20 protein-coding genes are annotated in these 24,436 nt (G+C 38.0%); 15 read left to right on the top strand and 5 right to left on the bottom strand.

The features are described 5' to 3' along the window. Positions 1-10: 10 nt before the first annotated feature. Both QM491_RS04300 and QM491_RS04295 read right to left on the bottom strand, forming a co-directional pair. Positions 11-1,897, bottom strand: coding sequence for a beta-N-acetylhexosaminidase (locus QM491_RS04300; protein WP_283326005.1), 1,887 nt, complete (start codon positions 1,895-1,897; stop codon positions 11-13). 213 nt (positions 1,898-2,110) lie between these two features. Continuing rightward, positions 2,111-2,698, bottom strand: a complete 588-nt coding sequence (locus tag QM491_RS04295) for a riboflavin synthase (RefSeq protein ID WP_283326004.1) — start codon at positions 2,696-2,698, stop codon at positions 2,111-2,113. A gap of 181 nt (positions 2,699-2,879) precedes the next feature. On the opposite strand from QM491_RS04295, the gene QM491_RS04290 reads away from it, so the two are divergent. Continuing rightward, on the top strand, positions 2,880-3,485 hold the full coding sequence (locus QM491_RS04290; RefSeq protein WP_283326003.1) for a DUF1684 domain-containing protein: 606 nt from the start codon (positions 2,880-2,882) through the stop codon (positions 3,483-3,485). Positions 3,486-3,577: 92 nt separating this feature from the next. Here the strand turns inward: QM491_RS04290 and QM491_RS04285 are convergent, their stop codons facing one another. Then, entirely contained in the window at positions 3,578-5,386 is a 1,809-nt protein-coding gene (locus QM491_RS04285) for an acyl-CoA dehydrogenase (RefSeq protein ID WP_283326002.1), read from the bottom strand. Between the two features lie 281 nt (positions 5,387-5,667). Here QM491_RS04285 and QM491_RS04280 point away from each other — a divergent pair, with 281 nt between their 5' ends. The 12 genes from QM491_RS04280 to QM491_RS04225 all read left to right on the top strand — a co-directional run bounded on the left by QM491_RS04280 (position 5,668) and on the right by QM491_RS04225 (position 18,980). Then, positions 5,668-7,128, top strand: coding sequence for a TlpA family protein disulfide reductase (locus tag QM491_RS04280; RefSeq protein WP_283326001.1), 1,461 nt, complete (start codon positions 5,668-5,670; stop codon positions 7,126-7,128). Positions 7,129-7,154: 26 nt separating this feature from the next. Next, on the top strand, positions 7,155-7,493 hold the full coding sequence (locus tag QM491_RS04275; protein ID WP_283326000.1) for a hypothetical protein: 339 nt from the start codon (positions 7,155-7,157) through the stop codon (positions 7,491-7,493). A 386-nt stretch (positions 7,494-7,879) separates the two neighbouring features. Continuing rightward, the gene (locus QM491_RS04270; protein WP_283325999.1) at positions 7,880-9,358 is read left to right on the top strand and encodes an AfsR/SARP family transcriptional regulator; all 1,479 of its coding nucleotides are present in this window, start codon (positions 7,880-7,882) and stop codon (positions 9,356-9,358) included. Positions 9,359-9,444: 86 nt separating this feature from the next. After that, a complete protein-coding gene (locus QM491_RS04265; RefSeq protein WP_283325998.1) occupies positions 9,445-10,698 on the top strand; it encodes a cytochrome P450 in 1,254 nt (417 codons plus the stop codon). Between the two features lie 24 nt (positions 10,699-10,722). Next, positions 10,723-11,793, top strand: a complete 1,071-nt coding sequence (locus QM491_RS04260; RefSeq protein WP_283325997.1) for a PEP/pyruvate-binding domain-containing protein — start codon at positions 10,723-10,725, stop codon at positions 11,791-11,793. Positions 11,794-11,835: 42 nt separating this feature from the next. After that, positions 11,836-13,647 (top strand): PEP-utilizing enzyme, encoded by a 1,812-nt coding sequence (locus QM491_RS04255; protein WP_283325996.1) that lies wholly within the window; start codon positions 11,836-11,838, stop codon positions 13,645-13,647. A gap of 212 nt (positions 13,648-13,859) precedes the next feature. Beyond that, positions 13,860-14,447: an HD domain-containing protein gene (locus QM491_RS04250; RefSeq protein ID WP_166577983.1), complete on the top strand. Its 588-nt coding sequence runs from the start codon at positions 13,860-13,862 to the stop codon at positions 14,445-14,447. A 2-nt stretch (positions 14,448-14,449) separates the two neighbouring features. Then, positions 14,450-15,877 (top strand): aldehyde dehydrogenase family protein, encoded by a 1,428-nt coding sequence (locus QM491_RS04245; RefSeq protein ID WP_283325995.1) that lies wholly within the window; start codon positions 14,450-14,452, stop codon positions 15,875-15,877. A gap of 54 nt (positions 15,878-15,931) precedes the next feature. Continuing rightward, entirely contained in the window at positions 15,932-16,513 is a 582-nt protein-coding gene (locus tag QM491_RS04240; RefSeq protein WP_283325994.1) for an HD domain-containing protein, read from the top strand. A 122-nt stretch (positions 16,514-16,635) separates the two neighbouring features. Next, positions 16,636-17,379, top strand: a complete 744-nt coding sequence (locus QM491_RS04235) for an SDR family NAD(P)-dependent oxidoreductase (protein ID WP_283325993.1) — start codon at positions 16,636-16,638, stop codon at positions 17,377-17,379. A gap of 84 nt (positions 17,380-17,463) precedes the next feature. After that, the gene (locus QM491_RS04230) at positions 17,464-17,784 is read left to right on the top strand and encodes a 2Fe-2S iron-sulfur cluster-binding protein (RefSeq protein ID WP_283325992.1); all 321 of its coding nucleotides are present in this window, start codon (positions 17,464-17,466) and stop codon (positions 17,782-17,784) included. Continuing rightward, the gene (locus QM491_RS04225; RefSeq protein ID WP_283325991.1) at positions 17,781-18,980 is read left to right on the top strand and encodes an NAD(P)/FAD-dependent oxidoreductase; all 1,200 of its coding nucleotides are present in this window, start codon (positions 17,781-17,783) and stop codon (positions 18,978-18,980) included. The genes QM491_RS04230 and QM491_RS04225 overlap by 4 nt, the downstream gene beginning before the upstream one ends. 331 nt (positions 18,981-19,311) lie before the next feature. On the opposite strand, the gene QM491_RS04220 is transcribed toward QM491_RS04225, so the two are convergent. Together QM491_RS04220 and QM491_RS04215 are read right to left on the bottom strand one after the other, a co-directional pair. Then, the gene (locus tag QM491_RS04220; protein ID WP_283325990.1) at positions 19,312-22,107 is read right to left on the bottom strand and encodes a hypothetical protein; all 2,796 of its coding nucleotides are present in this window, start codon (positions 22,105-22,107) and stop codon (positions 19,312-19,314) included. An 89-nt stretch (positions 22,108-22,196) separates the two neighbouring features. Continuing rightward, positions 22,197-22,508 (bottom strand): DoxX family protein, encoded by a 312-nt coding sequence (locus tag QM491_RS04215; protein ID WP_510186158.1) that lies wholly within the window; start codon positions 22,506-22,508, stop codon positions 22,197-22,199. Between the two features lie 323 nt (positions 22,509-22,831). Here QM491_RS04215 and ubiE point away from each other — a divergent pair, with 323 nt between their 5' ends. Further along, positions 22,832-23,554, top strand: coding sequence for a bifunctional demethylmenaquinone methyltransferase/2-methoxy-6-polyprenyl-1,4-benzoquinol methylase UbiE (gene ubiE / locus QM491_RS04210; protein ID WP_095161934.1), 723 nt, complete (start codon positions 22,832-22,834; stop codon positions 23,552-23,554). Then, the gene (gene porT / locus QM491_RS04205; protein WP_283325988.1) at positions 23,503-24,255 is read left to right on the top strand and encodes a type IX secretion/gliding motility protein PorT/SprT; all 753 of its coding nucleotides are present in this window, start codon (positions 23,503-23,505) and stop codon (positions 24,253-24,255) included. The genes ubiE and porT overlap by 52 nt, the downstream gene beginning before the upstream one ends. Positions 24,256-24,436: the final 181 nt, after the last annotated feature.

Raw genomic sequence — 24,436 nt, 5'->3', positions numbered from 1 at the left:
CCATCCTTTATTAAAATCCAAAATCAGCATTATAGCGCCCAGCACGGTCGTATAAAGACTTTACAGGGATACTCAGTCGTTGTCCAATAGGTTTGCCTCCTCTATAGCTTTGAATTTTCAAGAAAGAAGCATTTTTAGGAATATCCAATTTGCTTTGATATTTTGGAGAAAAAGCATCGGGGTTTGTCCCATCAAAAGTAAAATACAAATCCAAGCCTTTAATTTCTGAAAGCATCTCGATTTTGAGATTTGCACCTTCCTTCATGGTTCTAACCAAAGGATCATATACACTACGTGAATAGTTGATAGAAGCTTCGTCCATTCTCAAAAATTGGTTTTCCATTTTGGTAATAAAATAGTCCCAATTTCGCTTTTCTTTCTTACTCCATAATACCTCCGACAAAGCCCACGCTCGTGGATACATCATATATTCAACATGGCGAGAATTAGGAATAGACTCCGTCCAAAGATTCCCTTGTCCACCCAAAATCAAGGAAGAACTCACGCTAGCAGGTGTTGGCTCAAAATTATACACTCTCTTCAAGCGTAACAAATCATAGGTCATTGGTTCTGCTGTTGGCTCACCTTGGTACAAATCCAAATAGGCAAAAGTATTGGGCGTCATTACTACGGCATGATTTTGTTTGGCAGCCTCTATCCCACCTTTATCGCCTCGCCACGACATTACAGTAGCTTCTGGAGCTAAACCTCCCTCCAAAATTTCATCCCATCCTATGAGTTTTTTGCCTTTGCTCGATAGGATTTTTTCGACTCTTTTGACAAAATAACTTTGTAATTCAACCGTATTTTTCAAGCCCTCTCTTTTCATCAAAGCTTGACATTCGGCACTTTTTTCCCAGTATCCTTTATAACATTCGTCGCCACCAATGTGGATATAGGGGTGTGGAAAAAGCTCGGCTACTTCGCCAAAGACTTTGTCTAGAAACTCATATACCTTTTCGTTTGATGGACAAAGTGAGTTTTCTACATCTCGGTAAAACTTCCATCCTGCATTCACCTGAAACTTATTGCCTCCTGCACATGACAATTCTGGATAAGCCGTCAGAATTGCCAAACTATGCCCTGGCACATCGATTTCTGGCAAAATTTGTATATATTTTGATTGGGCATACGCCACAATTTCCTTAATGTCTTCTTGGGTATAAAATCCTCCGTAAGTAGGTTTCTCGCCTTCTTGAGGTAATTCTCTTTCCCACCAATTACCCACACGTGGCACTCGCCAAGCTCCTACGCTGGTGAGTTTTGGATAAGATTTTATTTCGATTCGCCAGCCTTGATCGTCGGTCAAATGCCAATGAAAGGTATTGAACTTATAACGTGCCAGTTGGTCGATAAAACTTTTGATATATTCCTTCGGGAAAAAATGGCGACTTACGTCCAACATAATGCCACGCCACGCATAACGAGGATAATCGATGACACTACTCGCTGGGATTTTCCAAACCATTCTTTGGTACTTTTTACCTTCAACTTGTTTGGGAAAAAGCTGAATCAAAGATTGAACGCCATAAAACAAGCCCGCAGGTGTTTGTGCTTTAATGTCGATATGTTTAGGCGTAATATCCAAAGTATATCCCTCCTCCTGTCCAACGACTTTGAAAGGTGTACTTTCCAGCTTAAAATTGATATGTTTTCCTATTTTGGGTGTCTCCAATACAGGTAGTTTTACCCCCGTAGGAATAGCCAAAGTCATTGCCAAAAACTCAGCAATCTTTCGTACTTCTAGATTTCCTTTGGGTATATGAATACGCGTATCGGCCGTAAGGACAAACTCGCCAAGTGCTTTTTGTTGGGCTACAGGTTCTGGGATAATTTGTTGGGAAAAAACAAGAGGACTACTCCACAATACCAAGGCAAGGAACTTTACTAATTTCATTATTAACAAGAGGTTTTACAGTACGAGTGTTGAATGATGAATTGCAAATTATGAATATAAATTTCTAATTGTCAGCATTTTACATTTAGCAACCATACAGAATAATATTTATCTATTAGGCAAGAGGCACAAGGCAAATAGTTTTAAACACTATTTGCCTTGTGCCAAGAAATTAAATATGATTTTGACCTTACGCCCTTTAGAGCTTAAAATCTATCCTAAATTCATCATTTTACGAATGTACTTTCCTACAATATCAAATTCCAAATTGACGATATCGCCTACTTTCAAAGTATGAAAAACTGTATGTTCATACGTGTAAGGAATAATTGCCACACGGAAAGTATTGGTACCTGAATTAAAAACGGTTAAACTGGTTCCGTTAATACAAATAGAGCCTTTTTCTACCGTAATATTTTGTCCTTCTGGTTCATATTCAAAGTCATATAACCACGAACCGTCTTGTGGGGTAATCGCTGTTACACGACCAATTTGGTCGACGTGCCCTTGTACAATATGCCCATCAAAACGACCATTGGCAGGCATACAACGCTCAAGGTTTACTTTTGAGCCGACTCCCAATTTTCCAAGATTGGTTTTCTTCAAAGTCTCATCAATCGCCGTTACTGAGTATAGATTTCCTTCTATGGCAATCACCGTAAGACAAACCCCATTATGAGATAAACTTTGGTCGATTTTCAACTCATTGGTAAACGGACAAGTGAACGTAAATGTAATATTTGTACCTTCTTTATGAATATCCACCACCTCGCCGATAGCCTCAACAATTCCTGTAAACATAGTTGTAAAAGATTAAAATGAAAATTTGCATTAGCAGGCGCAAAGTTAAGGATTTATTGGAATCGCTTTCACTTCAAAACTTGGCGCCTTTGTATTCTTTAACAACAAGCTCCAACAAATGATTGCCTCTATTGTTATCTTTGCAAACAAAGAACGAACAAAAGGCGAATTTCAGAAGCAAATGAAAAATTTAAAATGGATTATCGGTTTAGTGATTTTAGTCATTGTTGGCTATACCATATTCAACGGAAGCGAATCGGCACCAAAGCAGGATAACGCTGCCTACACGCAACAACTCCAAAAGGCTCGTGAAGAAAAGGATCAGTCTCTCAAGACAGACAAAGATTCTCCCATCGAAGACAAAGCTACTTTCAAAGGATTATCGTACTTTGAAATAGACCCAACTTGGAAGGTTTTAGGTAAAATAGATAAAGTAAAAAGTGGTCAGAAATTCGAAATCCAAATGACAGGAGGCGAAACAGAAACCTATGAACCTTACGGAAATATTAGTTTTGAAAAAGATGGCAAAAAGGTTTCATTGAAACTTTTTATCAATAGTGAAGGAATGTTGTTCTTACCTTTCAAAGACTTGACCTCGGGTAAAGAAACATACGGTGCAGGAAGATATATTGATCTTGATCCTAAGAATGAGAAAGATTCACAAATTGAGATTGATTTTAACTTAGCCTATCATCCTTTTTGTGCCTACAACCATACCTTTACTTGTCCGCTACCTCCAGCAGAAAACCTCATTCCAATGGTAGTAACAGCAGGTGAAAAACTCTAATTTGGTTGGAGATATGGGATATAAGATTTCGGAAATAAGGCATATTCCTTCATTTCCGAAATCTCAAATCCCAAATCCGAAATAGATAGCTGCTAGGCTTCTACCTCCTCATGTAACACCGTCAGTACTTCTGTATCCAACAATCTTGCGGCAAGGCTCAAAGTCTTGATTAGTTCATAATGAAAATAGAATTTCATCGTATGAATTTTATCTTGATAGAACGCCAGTTCATCGCCAGTCGGCGCTGATTGTTCTATCGCATTTTGTGACACAACGCCTTGTTTCAACCATTGCCAAGCCACGGTGATAATACCAAACAACTCCATATATAAAGTAGCATCTGCCAAAAATACCTCATTGTTTCCTTGGGCGGCTAAGCCAAGCAAATGCATAGTTACTTTTTGTAAACGACCTAACTCCTTTTCTAGCTTTTCAGCATACGGTAACAAAACTTCATGATTTTTGGCTTCTATGACGGTTTTCATCACTTCTGCAAAAAGAAGTTGAGGCGCTTTGCCACCATTCGCAGTAACACCTCTACCCAGTAAATTCAAAGAATGGATTCCCGTGGTGCCTTCATAAATCGACATAATTCTTACATCACGTGCCATTTGCTCCAACGGAAAATCTTCGGTATATCCATACCCTCCAAATACTTGCAAACCTTCATTTACCGCTTTGATACCATATTCGGCTGGATACGTTTTGGCAACCGTCGTCATCAAATCTAGCATTGTTTGATAAGCTTTTGCCTCCTCGTTGTCACTACCCAAGCCATGAATCATATCTTGCCACCAATAACATTGAAACAACAAACCAATACAACCTTCGACAATCGCCTTTTGGAACGTCAACATACGACGCACATCAGGGTGATTGATAATGAACGTTTGTGAGTCAACGAGATTCTTATTGGTTAATCTACGGCCTTGCGGACGCTCTTGGGCATACTCCAAAGCCGCATAATAAGCAGCCGAAGCAATATAAGTACCACCCATACCCACACCCAAACGAGCTTCGTTCATCATTTGGAACATATATTGCAAACCACGATTGGCCTCTCCTACCAAATACCCTACAGAATTATCCTTATCACCAAAAGTCAAGTGCATCGCTGGCGTAGCTTTTTGACCCATTTTATGATAAATACCTGTCGAAACCACGTCATTGTCTATCGTATAATTACCAGCGTCGTCGGCTCTAAACTTCGGTACCACAAACAAAGAAATACCTTTGGTACCCAGCGGAGCGCCTTCGATTCTCGCCAAAACCAAATGAATAATATTATCGGCAATATCATGATCTCCCGCAGAGATAAATACTTTTTGCCCTTTGATTTTATAGGTTCCATCTGCCTGAGGTGAGGCCGTAGTCACGACATCCGACAAAGAACTTCCTGCTTGAGGTTCAGTCAAGCACATTGTGCCTGTCCACTCAGCGGTAATCATACGATCTGCAAATTTTTCTTGTAATTCTTTAGAGCCAAAAGAATAAATCAAATGTGCCGAGCCAGCAGTCAAGCCCGTAAACATGACAAATGAATTGTGCGCAGCTCCACGAATAAACTCATTGGCGGCATTGACCAACAAAGGCAATTGCTGTCCACCATGCTCATAGTGGAAAGTGGCGCTAATCATGCCAGAATCCCCCATCGCTTTCATATAATCCTTTACAGCAGGATGCACTTTTACCTGCCCATTGATAAGCTCAGGTTGTTTACGGTCAGATTCCACGTAGGCAGGACGCATGATTTTGTCGGCAATTTCCTCAGCCGTATCCAATACCATATCAAACATATCAGGCGTGTAATCCTGAAAATGAGGATACTGCGTAAGTTCTCCCACTTTGAGTACCTCCTTGAGCATAAAGTCGAGATTTCGACGAGAATATTGTTGTGCCATATATTAAATAGGATTTTATTTCTTTAAAAGTTATATTCTATTTTAAGTAAAAATAATACAAATAAAAATATTATGCAAGCATACCATTTATGATAAGAATTACTGAGCTGTAAGAATTTGTCTGATTTTTATCATGACTCGCTCCTACAGCTCAGAAAGGTAACTTTTATCTTTTTTTGATTTGGAAATCTAAGTAAGTTTTCTAAAATTTGCTATAACTAAGAATTTAGTAGTTTTTTCTAAATTAAATTTTTACTCCTATTTCTAAACCTCATAAAATCATGTACAAAACCTATTGCCTTCTCTCTTTTTTCTGGATATGCTTTCTATTTAAAAGTCATAGCGCTATTCTATATGCTGAAAATATTCGTACCACTGATTCCACGTTATTAGATATTCGGGCTTCAAAAGAGAAGCCGTTCAAATTCTACTATAACGATATATTTGGTGAACGTCCTGTTTTATACGAAATACAGAAAGATACTCTGTTAAAGCTATACTTCGACTATCCTATTTTGGTGATTGTAACTGATAGTACTCCCACTCGAAAAACACTTTACAGTAAGTTTCATGGGAGATTTACGGTAAATAACTTCTTAGTCCAGCCCAACGAAACAATCCTAGTCGAAAAAGATAAGGAAAACATCACTCATTTTAGTACCAAGGATAAAGTGCGTACAAATGAACTCAACTTTTTTGTCGCAATGGAAAAGGAGCTGGGCTTATTTGAAGGTTTCGGAGCCGATTTAATGCCTGTCCAATCCACTCCCATTGATGAAATTACATTTGCGAGAGAGAAATTCGAGAGTCGTATGCGTTTTTTGAGTAAGTACCAGCAAATTTATGAATTAAGTCCCTCTTTCATTTCACAATTACAAGCACTTTTTCTATTCAGAAAACTCTCAAGCTTGATGTCTGGCTATTATTCTGTTTATAGAGGAACATTTAAAAAGAGTCATGAGCTGATTGAGCAGGAAATAAGCACCACTGTAAAATTAGATGAAGCTCTTTTCTATTCAAGCGAGCAAAGAAGTTACGTTCAACAATTTCTATACAGTTGGGCACTTAAGAGAAAACAGCCAACCGACGCAGCTACCTTGATAAGCATTGCAAATGAAACATTTAAAGGAAAAATTCGTGAAATGGCAATGTATGACTCAATTCGTGCTGCGGTGGTATTAGGACAAGAAAATACAAACACGACACTGGAAGCATACCTACAATATGCTTCGGATAGCTTTTTAAAAGAATACGTCATCAAGAGTTTTCAACCACAAATACTGGCTAAACGATTAGGGGTGAATAATGACATTTTAGATAGCGAACTTATTTCAAACAAAGATTTGGAGGCACATACATGGAGAGAGCTATTGAGTACAGACGAGCATAAACTTATCTATCTAGATTTCTGGGCTTCGTGGTGTGCTCCCTGTAGAGCAGAAATGCCTACTTCAAAGCAACTTAAAGAAGAATATTCTACTAAAGGAATCAAGTTTGTTTATATTTCAATTGATGATAATATAAGTACTTGGCAAAAAGCTATTACTGAATTAGGTCTAGATTCGTCGACTCACTATCTGATGCCTGATGGAAAAAAGTCTGCATTTGCTGACAAGTTTAAGGTAAGTTCCATTCCTCGTTATATGCTCGTAGGACGCGATGGTACCATAATTAGCGACAATGCACCCAGACCGACCAATCAACATATACGAAGTTTTTGGGACGAGTTTTTGAAGAAATAAGATACATATACACAAACCCTACAACTATGAAACTCATTCTCATCAATCTCCTTCTTATTGGTACAATGGAACATACAAGTCATGCGCAAAAGCAAGATACAATCAGGGTATTTGATATAGAATCTTTTATGAGTTCTTACCAAGAAATTAGTCCTGATACGACGGTATATATGGCAACACAACATCCTGCAACGTTCCCCGAAGGAAATATGGCGCTAAGTCGTTTTGTAAAACAATATCTACAAAAGCACTCTAAAAGCTCCATTCAAGATAAGGCAATGGTTTTGTGTTCAATCATTATCGAAAAAATGGTTGCATCTCTTCTGTTCATATTCTACCTACCAACAACACCGATAAAGGTCTAGAAGGTCTTGTAAAAGAAGCGTTATTTGCCTCCGCACCGTGGGTTCCTGCTTTACAAGACGGTAAACGATTGAGATATAAAACCTACTTTTCGGTTCAGTTTCCTTAGGTTATAATCAAAGTACGTCTCATTTGTTATTCCTGCTTTCATTAAAATAGCTAAAATTTCAGCATAAATTTTCGTTCATGTGCCTAGTAGTTTTGTTTGTAACCATATTTATATGTTCTGCACAAAATGATGTTTTCATTTACCCTATCGAAAAATCACTAATAAAGTATAACAAATACAAACATTATCAGTGGTTTTGTATTTTATTTAGGCAATGTTTTGGTTAGTGAGTACCTTACCATAGTGTATTAATTGTATCGTTTGCTAGATTTTTACTTCATGGAACAACGACAACAACGATTTTTGGGATTATTTTTTACTGAAAAAACAAGCTTATGGCGCGATGTCATTAACATCATGGATGGATTTCGGCAGTGGATTTATATTGCAGACGAACATACGGTAGCACAAGTAAAAGATATATTTTCGACAAATCATCTTGAAAATCAAGGAGAAGTGCTTTCATCCTCCGATTTCTTTTTGAGAGAGCAAGTAGTGCGAGCCCAACCTGTTATTGATGCTATTGAGCAAAATGTAGCTCTTACTAGCCACGAATCGCTAGTTATTTTTTGTGAGATGACTTGGGCTGTGCGTTCTCCATCAGGCGATATATATTTGCGAGAACTCCACGAAGCATTTCAAAAGTATTTGGCTTCAAATACCATAACCATCGTATGCGTTTATAACGAATCTATCCTGTTAAACGAACAATTATTACTTGGGCTTTTTTCTCATTCCAATATTTATACTGCTGACGGCATTAAAGAAAATCCCTATTTTTTACCTTCTGAAATTATCAAGAAAAATCAGCTTAAACCCCGATTTAACTACTGGTTGTCAAATATTGATTCGCAACGAAGAGATATTACCCCTAAACCCCAAACAGCTAATAACGAAAAAGAGAATTACCCTATCGAAAAAATTTTCAACTCTATGGTAGCGCAAGCCAACGAAGGGCGTTGGAAAATCCGCTGTTTTGGAGAGCTTCGTATTCATCGAGAAAATGGAGAATTGATTGATTGGAATACCAAAGCAGGAGCTACCAAAAAATTAAAAACGATTTTTGCTTTTTTGCTCATTAGAGGTGAAAAAGGTGCTACCGCCGAAGAATTAGCCGACTTACTATGGTCGGATTCTGATAATACCGAACAGGCCCTCAATCGACTATACCATGCTATTCGGTATTTAAGAATGGTCTTAAATGGAAATGGCGAGTCTGTCCGAGATTCATCATTTATTATTCACCAGAGTTCCGTTTATTATCTAAGACTTCCTTATGATAGCTGGATTGATTTGCCCATGTTTCAAGAACTATGTTTTAAAGGCAATCAACATATCAATGAAGGCAATCTTGAACAAGCGAAAATATGCTACGAATCAGCCGAACGACTTTACAGTGGAGACTTATTCAATGATATTCCCATAAAATATATTGAAAATAACGATAATGATTGGTGTTGGAGCAAGCGTTTTTGGTTTCATGAAATGTACCATAAATTGCTGTACAGTTTGGCAAATATTTATAGGCAATTAGGTCAATTATCACAAGCTATCAATTATTGTGATAAAGTTTTGGCTGAAGACCCAACTTTGGAAGCTGCCCAAAAAGAAAAACTCTTAGCCTTGGCAGAATCAAAACGCTTTGATGCACTTCATAGACAATTTAAAATTTATACAGAATCTCTTCGAAAATTTAACATGGGGTATCCTTCTCAAGAAATACGAGATTTATATGTAAATATTTCTAAAAAAAATTAGAATACTACTAAAAAAACCAAAGAAAAACCAAAGGTTTGTGTTTTAGATTTGTTCTATCAAAACAAAACTCAAAACACAAACTCGAAATGAATCCTCCTGTTGGTTGCCCATATCATAAAATAAGTGAAGAGTTTAAACCCTTTGAACTTAGTAATCCTTTTCCATTTTATCAAAAAGCACGAGCAGAAAAACCTGTTTTCTTCAACCAAGAATTAGGCTATTATGTTGTAACACGTTTTGAAGATGTGAAATCTGTTTTTGCCAATTGGAAAGTTTTTACTTCTGAAAATGCACAATCTCCTCTCAAAGAAATTTCCCCCAAAGCAAAAGCCCTAATGGAAACCGCTGGTATGGTAGGACTTTCGGGTTTATCGGGAAGAATCCCCCCTGATCATACTCGTATTAGACGTATCGTAAGTATGGCGTTTAGTATGAGTCGTTTCAAAAAACTAGAACCAAGAATTCGTGAGTTAGCCATCGAAATGATTGAGGGCTTTATTCACAAAGGAGAAACGAATATCATCAAAGATTTGGCCTATGACTTGCCTGCATTTGTCATTTTCATGCTTTTGGGAGTACCCAAAGAGGAGGTACAACAAGTAAAAAGCTGGGCAGAAAGCCGCCTGCTATTAACGTGGGGTGATTTGAGCGAAGATGACCAACTAATACACGCTGAGAATATGATTAAATATTGGAATTATTGCCAACATTTAGTCGCATTAAGAAAAGACAATCCAACGGACGACTTACCAGGGGATTTGGTTCGTTATCAAACGGAAGGATATGAAATTTCTGACCGAGAAATCGCCGCTATGTGTTACAGTGCTTTATTTGCAGGGCACGAAACCACCACCTCTTTGTTAGGAAATGGCATTAGAGAGTTACTGACCTTCCGTGAAAGTTGGGAGGCAATTTGTGCTAATCCAAGTTTAATACCTGGAGCAGTAGATGAAATTTTACGTTTTAGTCCATCTATTGTATCATGGCGAAGAAAAGCCGTTGAAGATGCTGAAATTGGCGGAATACCTATTCCTAAAGGTTCCAATATTTTGTTAGTAATGGGATCTGGCAACCGAGATGAGGCTGTATTTCCAGAAGGAGAATCCTTTGATATTGAGCGTTCTAATGCCAATCAACATTTATCTTTCGGAGCGGGAATTCACTTCTGTTTGGGCTCACCTTTGGCTAAATTAGAAGCAAAAGTAGTTTTAGAAGAATTAAGTAAGCGGATTCCTGATTTGCGTCTAAAGCCTAATCAAAAATTTGAATTTGCTCATAATACCTCTTTCAGAGCTCCTGTAGCATTAGATGTACAATGGCAAAATCAATCCGTTAAATAAAGCAACAAACTCAACAAGTAAAACATGAAATATACCTTATTTTTCAAAGAGGCCTTACCCGAAGATTATCATTTATTGGGTGGTAAAGGAGCAAGTTTAGCTAGTATGACAACGGCAAACTTACCTGTTCCACAAGGATTCTGTGTAACAACCAATGCTTACGCTACTTTTCTAGAATCTGGAAAAATCACAGACATCATCATTGAAAAAGTAAATAATATTGATTGTTCTAACGTAGCTGAGTTAGACTTAGCTTCTGAAGAAATTCGTCAAATAATTCTACAAAAAGCATTACCTGATGACGTTGAAGCTAGTATCAAAACTTCATATCGGGTGTTGTGCGAAATGGCAGGCATGAATAACGATTTACCCGTAGCGGTACGCTCATCTGCAACAGCCGAAGATTTACCTGATGCAAGTTTTGCAGGACAACAAGATACTTATTTGTGGGTTGTTGGCGAAGCCGAAGTACTCGAAAACGTACGTAAATGTTGGGCAAGTTTGTACACTTCTAGAGCTATTAACTACCGTAAAAATCAAGAGATTATCGAAAGCGAAGTATTGATGTGCGTAGTAATACAAAAAATGGTAAATGCACGAACTGCAGGCGTTGCGATGACTCTTAACCCAACCAATGGCGACCGTTCTAAAATTGTCATTGATGCCTCATGGGGCTTAGGAGAAGCAGTAGTTTCGGGAGAAGTAACCCCCGATAATTTTATGGTCGATAAAATTATGTTACAGGTATTAAAGTCAGACATTCAGCATAAGCATATCGAACACATACCTGACCGTGCCAATCGCTGCGTAGTGACTAAAGAAATAGAAGGAGCAAGAGCCTCCCAACCAAGTTTGAGTGAAACTGAAGTAAAGGAAATTTGTAGAATGGCAAAAATCATAGAAAAGCACTACAAATGTCCGCAAGATATCGAATGGGCAATTGATTTTGATTTGCCAGAAGGACAGAATTTTACCCTCCTCCAAAGTCGTCCCGAAACAGTTTGGACACAGAAGAAAGTCGAAACAGGAGCAATTAAAATGGGAATGGAGGGTATTTTGAATACACTCATGAATCCAATTTCGAGTAAAAAGTAATTATTCAAAAAACAACAATAATCATAAAACCATTTGAAAATTATGTCTCAAAAATTCATTAGCCCTTACGATCACCAAGCTCCTGAAGGAGCAGAAGGATGGAAAGAGTTGTATCCATATTACATGGTTTTTCAAGAAAACTTGAAATCCACCGAAGAATCAAAATTCTTTTTTTGTGATTCACAACACTGGCCACAGGTATTTAAGCCTTTTGATGCTATCACGGTAGAATTTGCCGTAAAATGCTTGGGACAATATAATACTCGTCAGTGGTTAATTCCGCCAGCAAATGGTATTGATTTTAAGATTCATAATGGTTATTGTTATATGAGTCCTGTGGGAGTGGCTCCCGAGCTTATTGCCGACCGTGTACCTCAGTTTATGGAAAGGGCAGGACATTATTTCATGAATTGGAATGACTTATTGGAAAATTGGCATAAAAAAGTAAAAACAGTTATCGATGATATGGAAGCTGTTACTTTTGAAGCTCTTCCAGAAGTAATTGATATGGAGTGGGTAAAAAATGGCGTTGGACTTGACCCTACCTACTTTATGATTCAGAATTATGATAAAATGATTGATTTGTGCTACAAAACATGGCAATATCATTTTGAGTTCTTGAATTTGGGTTACGCTGCTTACCTTGATTTCTTTGGTTTTTGTAAAGAAACATTCCCTGGAATACCTGATTTGTCGATTGCCAAGATGGTACAAGGCGTAGAAGTAGACCTATTTCGCCCTGACGAGGAATTACGTATTTTGTCCAAATTAGCCATTGAATTACAGGTCAACAACATCATTACAAAACACAATGTTGATGCAGCCTTAGCTATCCTAGCCGAATCAGAAGCAGGAAAAACATGGCTTGAAGCTTGGGAAAAAGCTAAATATCCATGGTTTAATTTTACTACTGGAAACGGTTTTTATTCAACAGATAAGTATTGGATAGAACATCTTGAAATTCCTTTTGGCTATATCCAAGACTATGTTATACGATTGGAAAAAGGGGAAACTATCGACCGTCCGACAGAAGTCATTGCGGCAGAAAGAGAACGCATTACCGAAGAATACCGAGATTCTATTGCAAGCGAAGATGCTCAAGCAGCTTTTGATGGCAAAATAGGTCTGGCGCGTGTAGTATTCCCGTATGTAGAAAACCATAATTTCTATATTGAACACTGGGCTATGTGTGTATTCTGGCGTAAAATGCGTGAATTAGCTAATGTATTTGTACAAGCAGGCTTCTTTGCTGACCCTAACGATATGTTCTATTTCCGTCGTGAGGAAATTCATCAATTACTTTTTGATTATGGTCGTGGTTGGGCAATGGGCGTACCTTCCATTGGCCCTGATTACTTACCAAATGAAGTAGCGCGTCGTAAAAAAATCATTGATGCTTTATCGACAGCAGCTCCTAAGCCAGCTTTCAACGAGCCTCCAGCAGTAGTTACCGAGCCATTTACTATTATGCTTTGGGGTATCACTACTGAGAGTGTACAAGGCTGGTTAAGTAGTGGCGAAACTACCAATCAATTAAAAGGTATGGCTGCTTCTGCTGGAAAAGTAGAGGGTATTGCACGAGTAATCAACAACCCAGAAGAATTGGGATTGTTGCAACAAGGAGAAATTTTAGTGACCCGAGTAACCGCTCCAAGCTGGGCACCAGTATTTGGCAAAATCAAAGCTACAGTTACTGATATTGGAGGTATGATGTCGCATGCTGCTATTGTATGTCGTGAGTATGGTCTACCTGCGGTAACAGGCACAGGCTCTGCAAGTACCACTATTAAAACGGGTGATTTAATCCAAGTGGATGGTTCAACAGGCGAAGTTGTCATTTTAGAGACTGCCTAGTCAAAAACTAATATACCATAATAATTTACAGGAATTTGAGTCGATTATTTAAGACTAGTCAACTTCTACTAGTTGGCTAGTCTATATCTATCCAAAACATCAAACTGGAACAAAAGCATATTACCTTTTGAATTTGCCTATTAGGCTTAAATTCAACAACATAACCATCAACACGTGTACGCATCGAGCAAAGCACATAATCGCCAAATACAATGACCAATTATCAAGAGATTTTCAAAGCAGCCGAAAAGTATATGCGAGTACGTAAGAACGATGTGCATATTCCACTTTCATTTGATTATGCTTTGCGACTCATTGAGAAATACCCCGATGCCGATGCTGATTTAGCAGCCGCTGGTATCATTTTGCATGACATTGGTTGGTATTCGATTGATGAAGATGATATTTTTAAAAAAGGTTTTCAGTCAGAAAATTTCATGCAGAGCGACGTTCGTTATTTACATGAATCAGAAGGGGTTAGACTTTCAAAAGAGGTATTGTCAAGCTTAAATTACCCAACTGAATTTATAGAAAAAGTAGGCGTAATTATAGACGGACACGATACTCGTGCTTTTGCAAAATCATTGGAAGATGAAATTGTTAGAGATGCCGATAAACTTTGGCGTTTTACAGTTACAGGTGTAAGTATTGCTTGTGATTGGTTTAAACAAACACCTTCTCGTTATTGTAATCGCCTAGAAACAGACATTATTCCTCAATTACACTTACCTGAATCTATAGAAATGGCAAAAGCAGACCTTGCCCAAACACGAAAAGCGTTGTTGTGTGACGTGCTTTAAATATGGAAAATTTTATCAATGGAATGTGGACAAAACCTCGTTCCGAACAATATGCCGATGTCTTCAATCCTTGCACAGGAGAAGTAATCGAAACCTTTGCTTGCAGTAATATTAAAGACGTAAATGAGGCGCTACATGTTGCTAATCTGGCATTTAAAAATTGGAAGAAAACACCAGTGGCTCAACGAGCTGTGTTGCAACACAAGGCTGCCACCTTGATGCGTCAAAATGCAGAGCGTTTAGCCAATAGCCTAGCCAGCGAATTGGGCAGGCCACTTGCGGGATGTTTCACTGAAATAAGTCGTAGTGCAGACTTACTAGATTTTTATGCCGAAGAAGGACTTCGTATGAAAGGCGAAATTCCCCTGCATAATTTAGAGGGTGAAAAAGCCTTAATCGTTCGTGAAGCTATTGGAGTGGTAGTTGCCATTACCCCCTTCAATTATCCCATTACGTTGTTGGTAATGAAATTAGGGGCTGCCTTAATGGCAGGATGCACTGTAGTTGCCAAACCTTCAGAAGATACGCCTATTTCGACTTTAATCTTAGCCGAAATTTTTATGGAGGCAGGCTATCCTCCTGGCGTTTTTAATGTGCTAACAGGCTGGGGTTATGAAATTGGAAACGCTCTTATTGAACATCCAATTACTGCCAAAATTGCTTTCACAGGAGGAACTAGCACAGGCAAACGAATCGGGGCTACGGCAGCGATGCACAACAAGCGAATAACCTTAGAATTGGGGGGGCAATCACCCGCAATCGTTTGTGAAGATGCCGATATAACTACAGCAGTCACTGCCATCGTTCGTCATGCTTTTGCCAACAGTGGGCAGTTTTGTTATCGTGTAAACCGAGTATATGTTCACAAAACTAAGTACCAAGCCTTTTTAGCACAAGCTGTTGCCTTAGCGCAGAAGTTGAAACTAGGGAATCCTCATTCAAATGCTGATATGGGACCAATAGTCAACCAAAAAATTTATCAAAATAGTGAGGCTCAAGTTTTGGATGCCCTTGAAAAAGGAGCAACAGTGCTGACAGGAGGACAACGCTTACGTGGAGAAGAATATGATAAAGGTTGGTATTTTCCACCAACAATTATCTCAGATACTAACCACTCCATGAAGATTATGACCGAAGAAACCTTTGGTCCTGTAGTAGGTATTATGCCCTTCGAAACCAATGAAGAAGCTATTGCTTTAGCCAATGATTCGGAATATGGATTGGCAGCGTATGTTTTTTCAGAACAAGTGGGAACAGGCCTAAGAATAGCTGAGTCATTAGAAGCTGGTTCTGTTTGGATTAACAACATCAGTCGCTCGTATCATGATGTCCCTTTTGGAGGAGTCAAACAAAGTGGTATTGGACGAGAAAAAGGTCACTATGGCATTGAGGCATACACTGAACTGAAAACTATTTACCTGAATTACTAATCATCAACAAACAAATTTAGTGCTGTGTATTCTTTATCAAAATAAGTTGAAATTATGATTTTTAGAGAACAAGACTTGGCACTTTGGGAAGTTGCCAAAGCACACCTAAATGTCCGAAATAACGATGAACATACACAGTTTTCGTATTATTTGGCAAAAGAACTATGTCGGTTTTATCCGACCTCAGACTTAGAAATAGTACTGCCAGCAATTATTTTTCATGATACAGGTTGGTCTAAAATTCCTAAAGAAAAACTCTTTGATGCCTTTGGTCCTAATAATAAATATCCAGAACTCACTCGCCAGCATGAAATAGAAAGTGTAACCATTGCTCAAGAGGCCTTACCTAAATTAGGTTTTTCGAGTGAGCGAATTACGGATATCGTAGCCCTGATAGATGGGCACGATACCACTAAAAATAGCCGTTCGTTGAACGACGCTATTCACAAGGATGCAGATAAACTTTGGCGATATACCCCACATGGAAATAAAATCATTGGAGAATGGTTTGGTATTCCTCCCTCAGAAGTTCTGAAAATATTAGAAGGATTTGTACTACCTACCTTTTTGACTGAAGAAGGAAAGCGACTTGCTATAATGATGCTGGAAATAGCTCAAATAAACAACCAACTATAAGTATTTGACTATAAGATACTTACGACTTAAAGCGTAATAAGACAAATTTATTCAGAAATCTATCCGCTTGGCTAGGTATCACTTATTCTCCAATTGCATAAGTGATTTAACTCAATAGACAAATGTTCAATTTAACAGATAAAGTTGTCGTCATAACAGGGGCAGCAGGAGGTTTAGGAAAAGCATTTGCTTTAGCATTTGCAGAACAAGGGGCAAAAATTGCCGTTTGTGACAAAAATATACAAGGAGCCATCGAAACCGCAAGTGAAATAAAAGGCGCTATTGCTATTGAAGTGGATGTTGCTAACGAACAATCAACACAAAGGATGGCACAACAAGTAATGGATGCTTTTGGTCGCATTGATGTACTTGTTAATAATGCAGCCATTTATGCAACCATTCAACGAAAGCCATTTTTTGAAATTACCGAAGCCGAATGGGATTTGGTAATGAACGTCAACCTAAAAGGCGTTTGGATGGTTTCAAAGGCTATTTTCCCTTTTATGAAAAACAATGGCTCAGGAAAAATTATCAATATTTCTTCTGCCACCGTTATGAGCGGCTCGCCCAATTGGTCACATTATGTAGCATCTAAAGGAGGAGTGATTGGTTTTACTCGTTCGATGGCAAAGGAATTAGGCGATTTTCATATCAATGTCAATACCATTGCCCCAGGCTTTACGCTTACTGAAGCCAGTTTGTCCATAATGGAAAATGCCAACAAGTATGGTGTTGACCGTGGGGCAATCAAACGCCCTTCGTCGGCCGAAGATATTGTAGGAACAGCACTGTATTTAGCGTCTCCTGCATCAGACTTTGTGACAGGTCAAACCATCATAGTAGATGGAGGGAAGCAATTCATTTAAGGTTTATGCTTGTTCTTAAATCATCCTTTCATCCAAATTTATTTAGTAACCAAAGAGATATTGAATCTTAAAACAGAATTATTTATGCCAACAATCACATATATTCAGAACGACGGAACAGCACATCAAGTATCCTTACCAATGGGAGCAACCATCATGGAAGGGGCTGTTCAAAACGACGTAAAAGGCATTGTTGCCGAATGTGGGGGCTCATGTATGTGTGCAACTTGCCACGTGTATATCGACGAACAATTTTTGGATTTATTACCCGAAATGGAAGAAGAAGAAGCAGAAATGTTAGAAGGGGCTTCTGCCGAAATAAAACCCAATAGTCGCTTAGGTTGTCAAGTACGAGTTTCTCCAAAATTAGATGGTATCATCGTCAGAATTCCCGAAAAACAATGAGTAAAAAGGTGGTCATTATTGGAGCAGGACATGGGGGAATACAAGTCGTAGCTTCTTTACGAGAAGAGGGGTTTGATGGTGAAATCGTACTCATTGCTTCTGAAAAAGAAATGCCTTATCAGAAGCCTCCTCTTTCAAAAGGATTTCTGCAAGGTAAGCAGTCGGAAGAAGCTATTCTATTTCGTGCAGCTACTTATTACGAAAATAATAATATTCACTTACGACTAGGCGAAGAAGTACAGCAAATAAAGGTCTCTGAAAAACGGGTAGTTACAAGCTCTGGAGAAACTATTTCTTTTTCTCATTTGATTTTAGCTACAGGAGCAAACAACCGAAAGCTGGTATTCAATGGTACCGAAGCACCTAATATTCTATACTTACGAACCTTAAATGATGCCCAAGTAATTGCCCAAAGACTCGAAAGTAGTCAGCACATTGCTATAATCGGTGGAGGATTTATTGGTTTAGAATTAGCTGCATTAGCAGCCGAAAAAGGAAAGCAAGTAACCGTTATTGAAGCACAAACTCGGTTAATGGAACGAGTTTTACCTGCTGTTATTTCAACTACTTTTCAACAAACCCATGAACATAATGGCGTTCGTATTTGCTTAAACTCACATATTGAACAAATCTCAAACGAGGGTATTCAGACAAAAGAAGGTTTTATCCAAGCAGACCTAATTTTGGCAGGCATTGGGGTTATTCCAGCAAGTTCGTTGGCTCAAGAAGCAGGTATCGTTTGTGAAAATGGCGTGGTAGTAAATGAGTTTCAGCAGACTTCTGTTCCTTATATTTATGCTATTGGCGATTGTGCCAACCATTACAATGTTTTTGCTGGAAAAAACATACGATTAGAATCTGTCCAAAATGCTGTTGATCAAGCAAAGGTAGCTGTAAATCATATCCTAGAACAACCACAAGCCTATCGTGCTGTTCCATGGTTTTGGACAAATCAGTATCATTTAAAACTACAGATGGTTGGTATATCAGCAGGTTTTGACGAATATGTATTGAGAGGAGAAATAGGAAGTGATAAATTTTCCGTTTACTATTTCAAAAATAAACAATTGATAGCTGTTGATTCCTTAAACCGTGCTGCCGATCACCTCAATGCTCGCAAGTTAATCACAGCAGGGATTAGCCCTACCAAAACACAAATAGAAGACTTGGCTTTTAATCTGAACGATTGTTTATAATAGAAGATTTATCGAAAGTATTTCTTAGTATTCCAATTTATCGATAAAACATATCTCTTAGCCAATCTGTTAATTATCATTTTGTATCAAATGACCAGTAAAGCAATATCAATGCCTCTACCCTAGCTGTTCTTCAGTTTAGAAGGTTTTTAAGTGAGCTTTTGTAGGCGCCATCTCATTTTGCATATATTAGGACTCATAGGCTAAAATCATTACATTTTATTCTACTAGGGTACGACTTAGTCGCACCCTAGTAGAATAAAAGTTTTAGTATGTTACCATTCACTCAATTCAAAATGACTCATGTTTCTTAATCAAAAACATTCATTTATTATCTCATCCTTTTCTCAAAAAGATGAAAAACTGGTATATCTACACTCAAAGTCATACCATAACGTAGCATACTCACTTCTGATACCGTATTAGTCAATCCTCCTGACGAAGAGGTAACATTGACCTCTCTCAATTGTGGCGTAATTTGCGCACCTACTTTCAAAGCAATAGGAGCATTTTTGACGCCCCAAACCAAATAACAACCTGGTGAAAAGATTTGAGAAAACTTAATTTTCGGAAAACCATTAATCTCATCTCCTTGTGACCAACGATAGCTAAATGCTGCCCCAATATCAACAATTGGCACAAACAAACTCAATGAATGTCCTCCACGACTATCTCTTTCATATCCTCCTAATACTTTACTTTTTTTACCCCAACTAAAAGCCACGCCAATCGGAGCTGTAATACCTGTCACAAAAGCACTTTGCGACACGCCTCGACTTGAAGCAATGGGTTGCTCAACGCCTGCATATAACCCTGGGTAAGCATTAATATCGAGACTAAAAGCATTTTTGCGTTTGAGACTATACGAGCCAACTGGAGCCGCATATTTATCAATAATTTCTTGTAAATCCGTAGTCGAATCTGAAGTAATTACATCGGTCATAAAATTGGCATAAAAAGTAATTTGATCAAATTTTGCTTTGAGTCGCTCCTTTTGTTTTTTCTGAACCTTGGTGTTATTTTGTGCCATCAATTCATCGATATTTTTTACTTCTGATAAGCTTTTCTGAACACTTTCAAAAGTCTTTTTCTGGCTTGTCAAATCTTCTACTTGTTTTTGTAGCAACTCCAATTGTATTTTGGTTTCTTGTAATTTTTTGATGGTCAAAATTCTCAAAGAATCTTTGTTCATGTTTTCTTTTAGTTGCTTCAAAAGCGCATTAGCTTCTTTTTCTTTTGTTGCTATCAAACCTTTATTTGAAGTCAAATCCTTTTCAACCTGAGCAATATGTGTTTTTTGTAAAATTGCCAAGCCATTATTCAAAAGCCCTAAGCGTACATCTTTGGGACTAACCTCTGCCCAAATAGGCTTCATCGCTGCAATAGTATGCAGTAAGCCTGAACCATAACTTTTAGTATAAAATGCCTTAATAGCTTCGATGGCATCGGTGGCGATGGGTTTCCATTTTTGATTATAAGCACTTTTGTAAAAGCTTGTATCTGGCTCACCACTTTTGAGCAAATACTTGATTTGAAAACCTACATTCACCATATCAAAAATCGATTGGGTATAATGTAAAAAGGGCTTCACATCTCGCAAAGGCAGATTATCGGAGGTAGAATTATAGACAATTTGCTTTTGAATATCATCTAGCATGAGTAAAAACTGGCTAACCGTTTGATTAAAATACTCCAAACGATTATTGGACTCACCGAGCCAATTCCCAAGACTCTGTCCATCTGAACCCACTTTTAAATTATTGAAAAGCAATGCATCTTTTTGGTACAATAGTCCCAAGAAATATCTACCAACCAAGGGGTCAGAAAACTGCTTAAGTGCCTCCGAAGGACGAATCCACATTTTATTGGCAGGGTCATTTGTCAAGTCAATGAGGTTGTCCGACAACAATGCTAACAAACGTATCGTGCGACTCACTTCCGAAGTTCGAATGTCGGCATCGGTCGCATAACGTGTTTTCAGAAAATCTAAAAGTGTCGCAGGATTGGTACCTTTTTCCAATAAATCAAAAGAATGATAAGTCATCAAAAAGATTTTGAAGCTATCTTCCTTCAGCATTTCAGGATGATATTGTTGAATATAGTTTTCAAAATTTTGTGGAATTTTGGTTACATCGGCATGAAAAGCCGCCAACCAAGTATTCCCCAAAGAAGGCAAACGATAGATATTTTCATCATTTTGTAACATCAAATAAGTAGCAGGAAAAAAAGCCCGAAGCTCAGGAATCGTGTCGAGTCGATTTCGGAGTTTATCAAAAAAAGCCAAAGTCAATTCCTGTTTAGTACGTTTGACCAACCATCTGGCGGTTGCGTCCACCATACGAGTGGTCATGTCCAAAGATAACCCCGAGCCCGAGGTCGAAGTGCTTTGTAACTGAGGTTTACGCGTATTGTTAAGGGCATCGGTTGTAACAAATGATTGTGTTTCGAGAATCTCTTTTTCCTTTTTCTTGATAAGATTTTTACTAATGACCGAATCCATAATCGCTATACGTGCACCTGCCATTTCGCTTAAGGTCGAATCCAAATCAGAGGCTATTTCACCCACTTTAAACTGTGTTATTTGAATTGACTCTTGATATTTCTGTCGAACAGAATCGGGCATTGGCTCAAACTTCACATAGAGATTACGGCTCGAAATAGGCAAACGTTCAGCCCCTACAAAATTGGTCGTTTTATATACCACATTGACTTTATAACGTGTATTGAGCGAGTCAATGCGCAGTTTGAGTTTGCTCATGAGAGTATCTATTGCTTTGGCTGTTACACGAGCTTTGTCATTAATTACTGACTGTGCACCGTCAAACTCATGAAAAAGTTTAAAAGCATTGGGCAACTGATTAATCGTATTCAGCTCATTATTGACTTTAGAGAAAGGCTTTTTCACAAAGCTTTTAATCGCCTCATAATCTTTGGCATTCATAACTCTTTTCGTATCCAGATAGCCGAAGAAAGTCCGTTTGGCACCTCCACGGCTTGAATTTGGATAAATTTTCTCCAAAGAATCCTTATACACACGCAAGGTAAGCGCATCATAATAGGCATTTTGAGAAAATGAGGAAAAGCCTAAAAACAGGCATATCCCCACTAATAGTAAACGTGTTTTCATAGACTATTTTATGAGTTAGAAAGAGTAGTCGGCGGTCAGCCGTTGGCTCTTGGAAGTGCATCCTTTCGATGGCTGAAAGCCGAAAACCACTACGCATAGCTATATGCCCATGCCATGAGGGCAAATTGGAGTGGCAAACGAGCATACAAAATCCATTTAGGAAATTGTTTAAATTTATCGGAAGTGGCCATATAAATATTGGCTGGAAAAACTGCTATCAAAAGTGCAATAATTCCCCAAGCAGACCATGTGCGAGTATTTTCAAAAAGTAAACCTATTCCTAAAACAATTTCTGCTAGGCCACTCAGCGCCACCATCAACTGATGAGCAGGAATATATGGCGGCATTATTGCTAGAAAAAACTTAGGCTTCACAAAATGAAAAATGCCAGCCGATATCATTAGTAAACTCAATAAATACATCATAGCGAAGAGATTGAAAGGTTAGGAATATTGTGGATATGAGATTTTTGATTGTGGATTTGGGATTCTGATAAGTTTTTAAAGATAAAATCATTAGATATTTACGAATCCGAAATCCTTATGATAGCTCTACACTCCAGTTACACTAAGGTAGGGATAATTTATGTATCCTAAAACATTCTTATTTTACAGGCTGTTATCTCAAATAGGAAGTGTAACTTTGTGGTCTGTTTTGGATTTTGCAAATTACAGATGCGTAGGTAGACTTCTAAGGCATTTTTTTCATCAAAATATTTTGTACAATGACAGTACTTCCATACAAAGAGCAAGAGGCTAGCAAAAAGGAGCAAGTAGCTCAAATGTTTAATAATATTTCACATAAATACGACTTTTTAAATCACCTTTTGAGCGGTGGTATTGATATTTTGTGGCGTAAAAAAGCCATCAAATTATTGAAAGCTGCTCAGCCTAAAAACATCCTAGATATTGCCACAGGAACGGGTGATTTTGCTATCGAAGCTTTAGCTTTAAAGCCTGAAAAAATTGTCGGCGTGGATATTTCGGAAGGAATGTTGAATGTGGGAAAAGAGAAAATCAAGAAATTAGGCGTTGATAATATCATCGAAATGCAATTAGGTGATTCGGAAAGATTACTTTTCGAAGACAATACTTTCGATGCTGTCATCGTTAGTTTTGGCGTAAGAAACTTCGAAAATTTGGAGAAAGGTCTTACCGATATGTGCCGCGTAATGAAGCCAGGAGGTACATGTATTGTTTTGGAATTTTCAAAACCAAAGTCATTCCCTTTCAAACAGATTTATAATTTCTATTTCAAATACATTTTGCCTACTATTGGTAATATGGTTTCAAAAGATTCATCGGCTTATACATATCTTCCAGAGTCTGTACAAGCATTTCCTGATGGTGAAGACTTTTTGAAAGTGTATCACAAAGCAGGTTTTACTCAGACGCAATGCTTACCACTTACGTTCGGAATAAGTACGATTTACATTGGCAAAAAATAATTTTTGCTGTTGTTACAGGCATATTGGTGCTAGGATTTTCTCCAAAATCTCAGGCGCAACGCTACAAATACAAAAGAATCTATGACGAGTTTTATGATGAAAAACTTGTGCATTTTGGATTTCTTTTTGGTTTTGGAGATGCTAGATTCAACTTGTATCATGGCCCTCAAGTAGCAGCGCCCTCCGATACATCAAGGTCGATTGTTTCGCCAGGCAATTTTGCATTCCTCGTTGGAGGTATTGCCAATTTTACGCTAAGCAAGCATTTTGACCTTAAAACGGGTATTAATATTGCCCTTTATGGTCGTGAAATTGATTACCGATTTGATCATTCGCCAGCTTATCCACCCGAATTACGAGAGTCAACTTGGCTTGAAATACCAGTATTACTAAAGCTAAAATCTCAAAGACGAGGAAATTCGAGAATGTTTGTAGATGCAGGTTTTAAGATAGGTCTTGAGGCAAATGTTCGTAAAAATGCAGCAACGACCACTCGATTGAATACTAAAACAGGAGATTTTTCAATCGAATACGGTATTGGATTTGAACAATTTTTCAAATACTTCAAATTCACCCCAGAACTACGATTCTCACATGGCTTAGTCAATATGTATGTGGCGCCAACTAATCCACTTTCATATTCTAACGCCATACAAAGACTTAATTCTCATTCAGTTACACTGTATTTGATGTTTGAGTAGGCGTTATTTGTTATTGAATAATTCAACAAAAAGCCCTAATTCGAAATGTTCGAATTAGGGCTTGTAAGCTTCCCCAAAAATAGTACGGATTAAAAGTTTAAAAAGTGTGATATTTTTTAACTTTAGGTAAGTATTATGAAAATCAGCAAATTTAGTCCGACCGAAATTGCCAAGATTCTTA

It is taken from the genome of Flectobacillus longus (genome assembly GCF_030056705.1).
In the GTDB taxonomy this organism is placed as follows: Bacteria; Bacteroidota; Bacteroidia; order Cytophagales; family Spirosomataceae; genus Flectobacillus; species Flectobacillus longus.
Note: the sequence above shows the minus strand (reverse complement) of the source record. Positions and strands in the feature narration are given on the sequence as shown.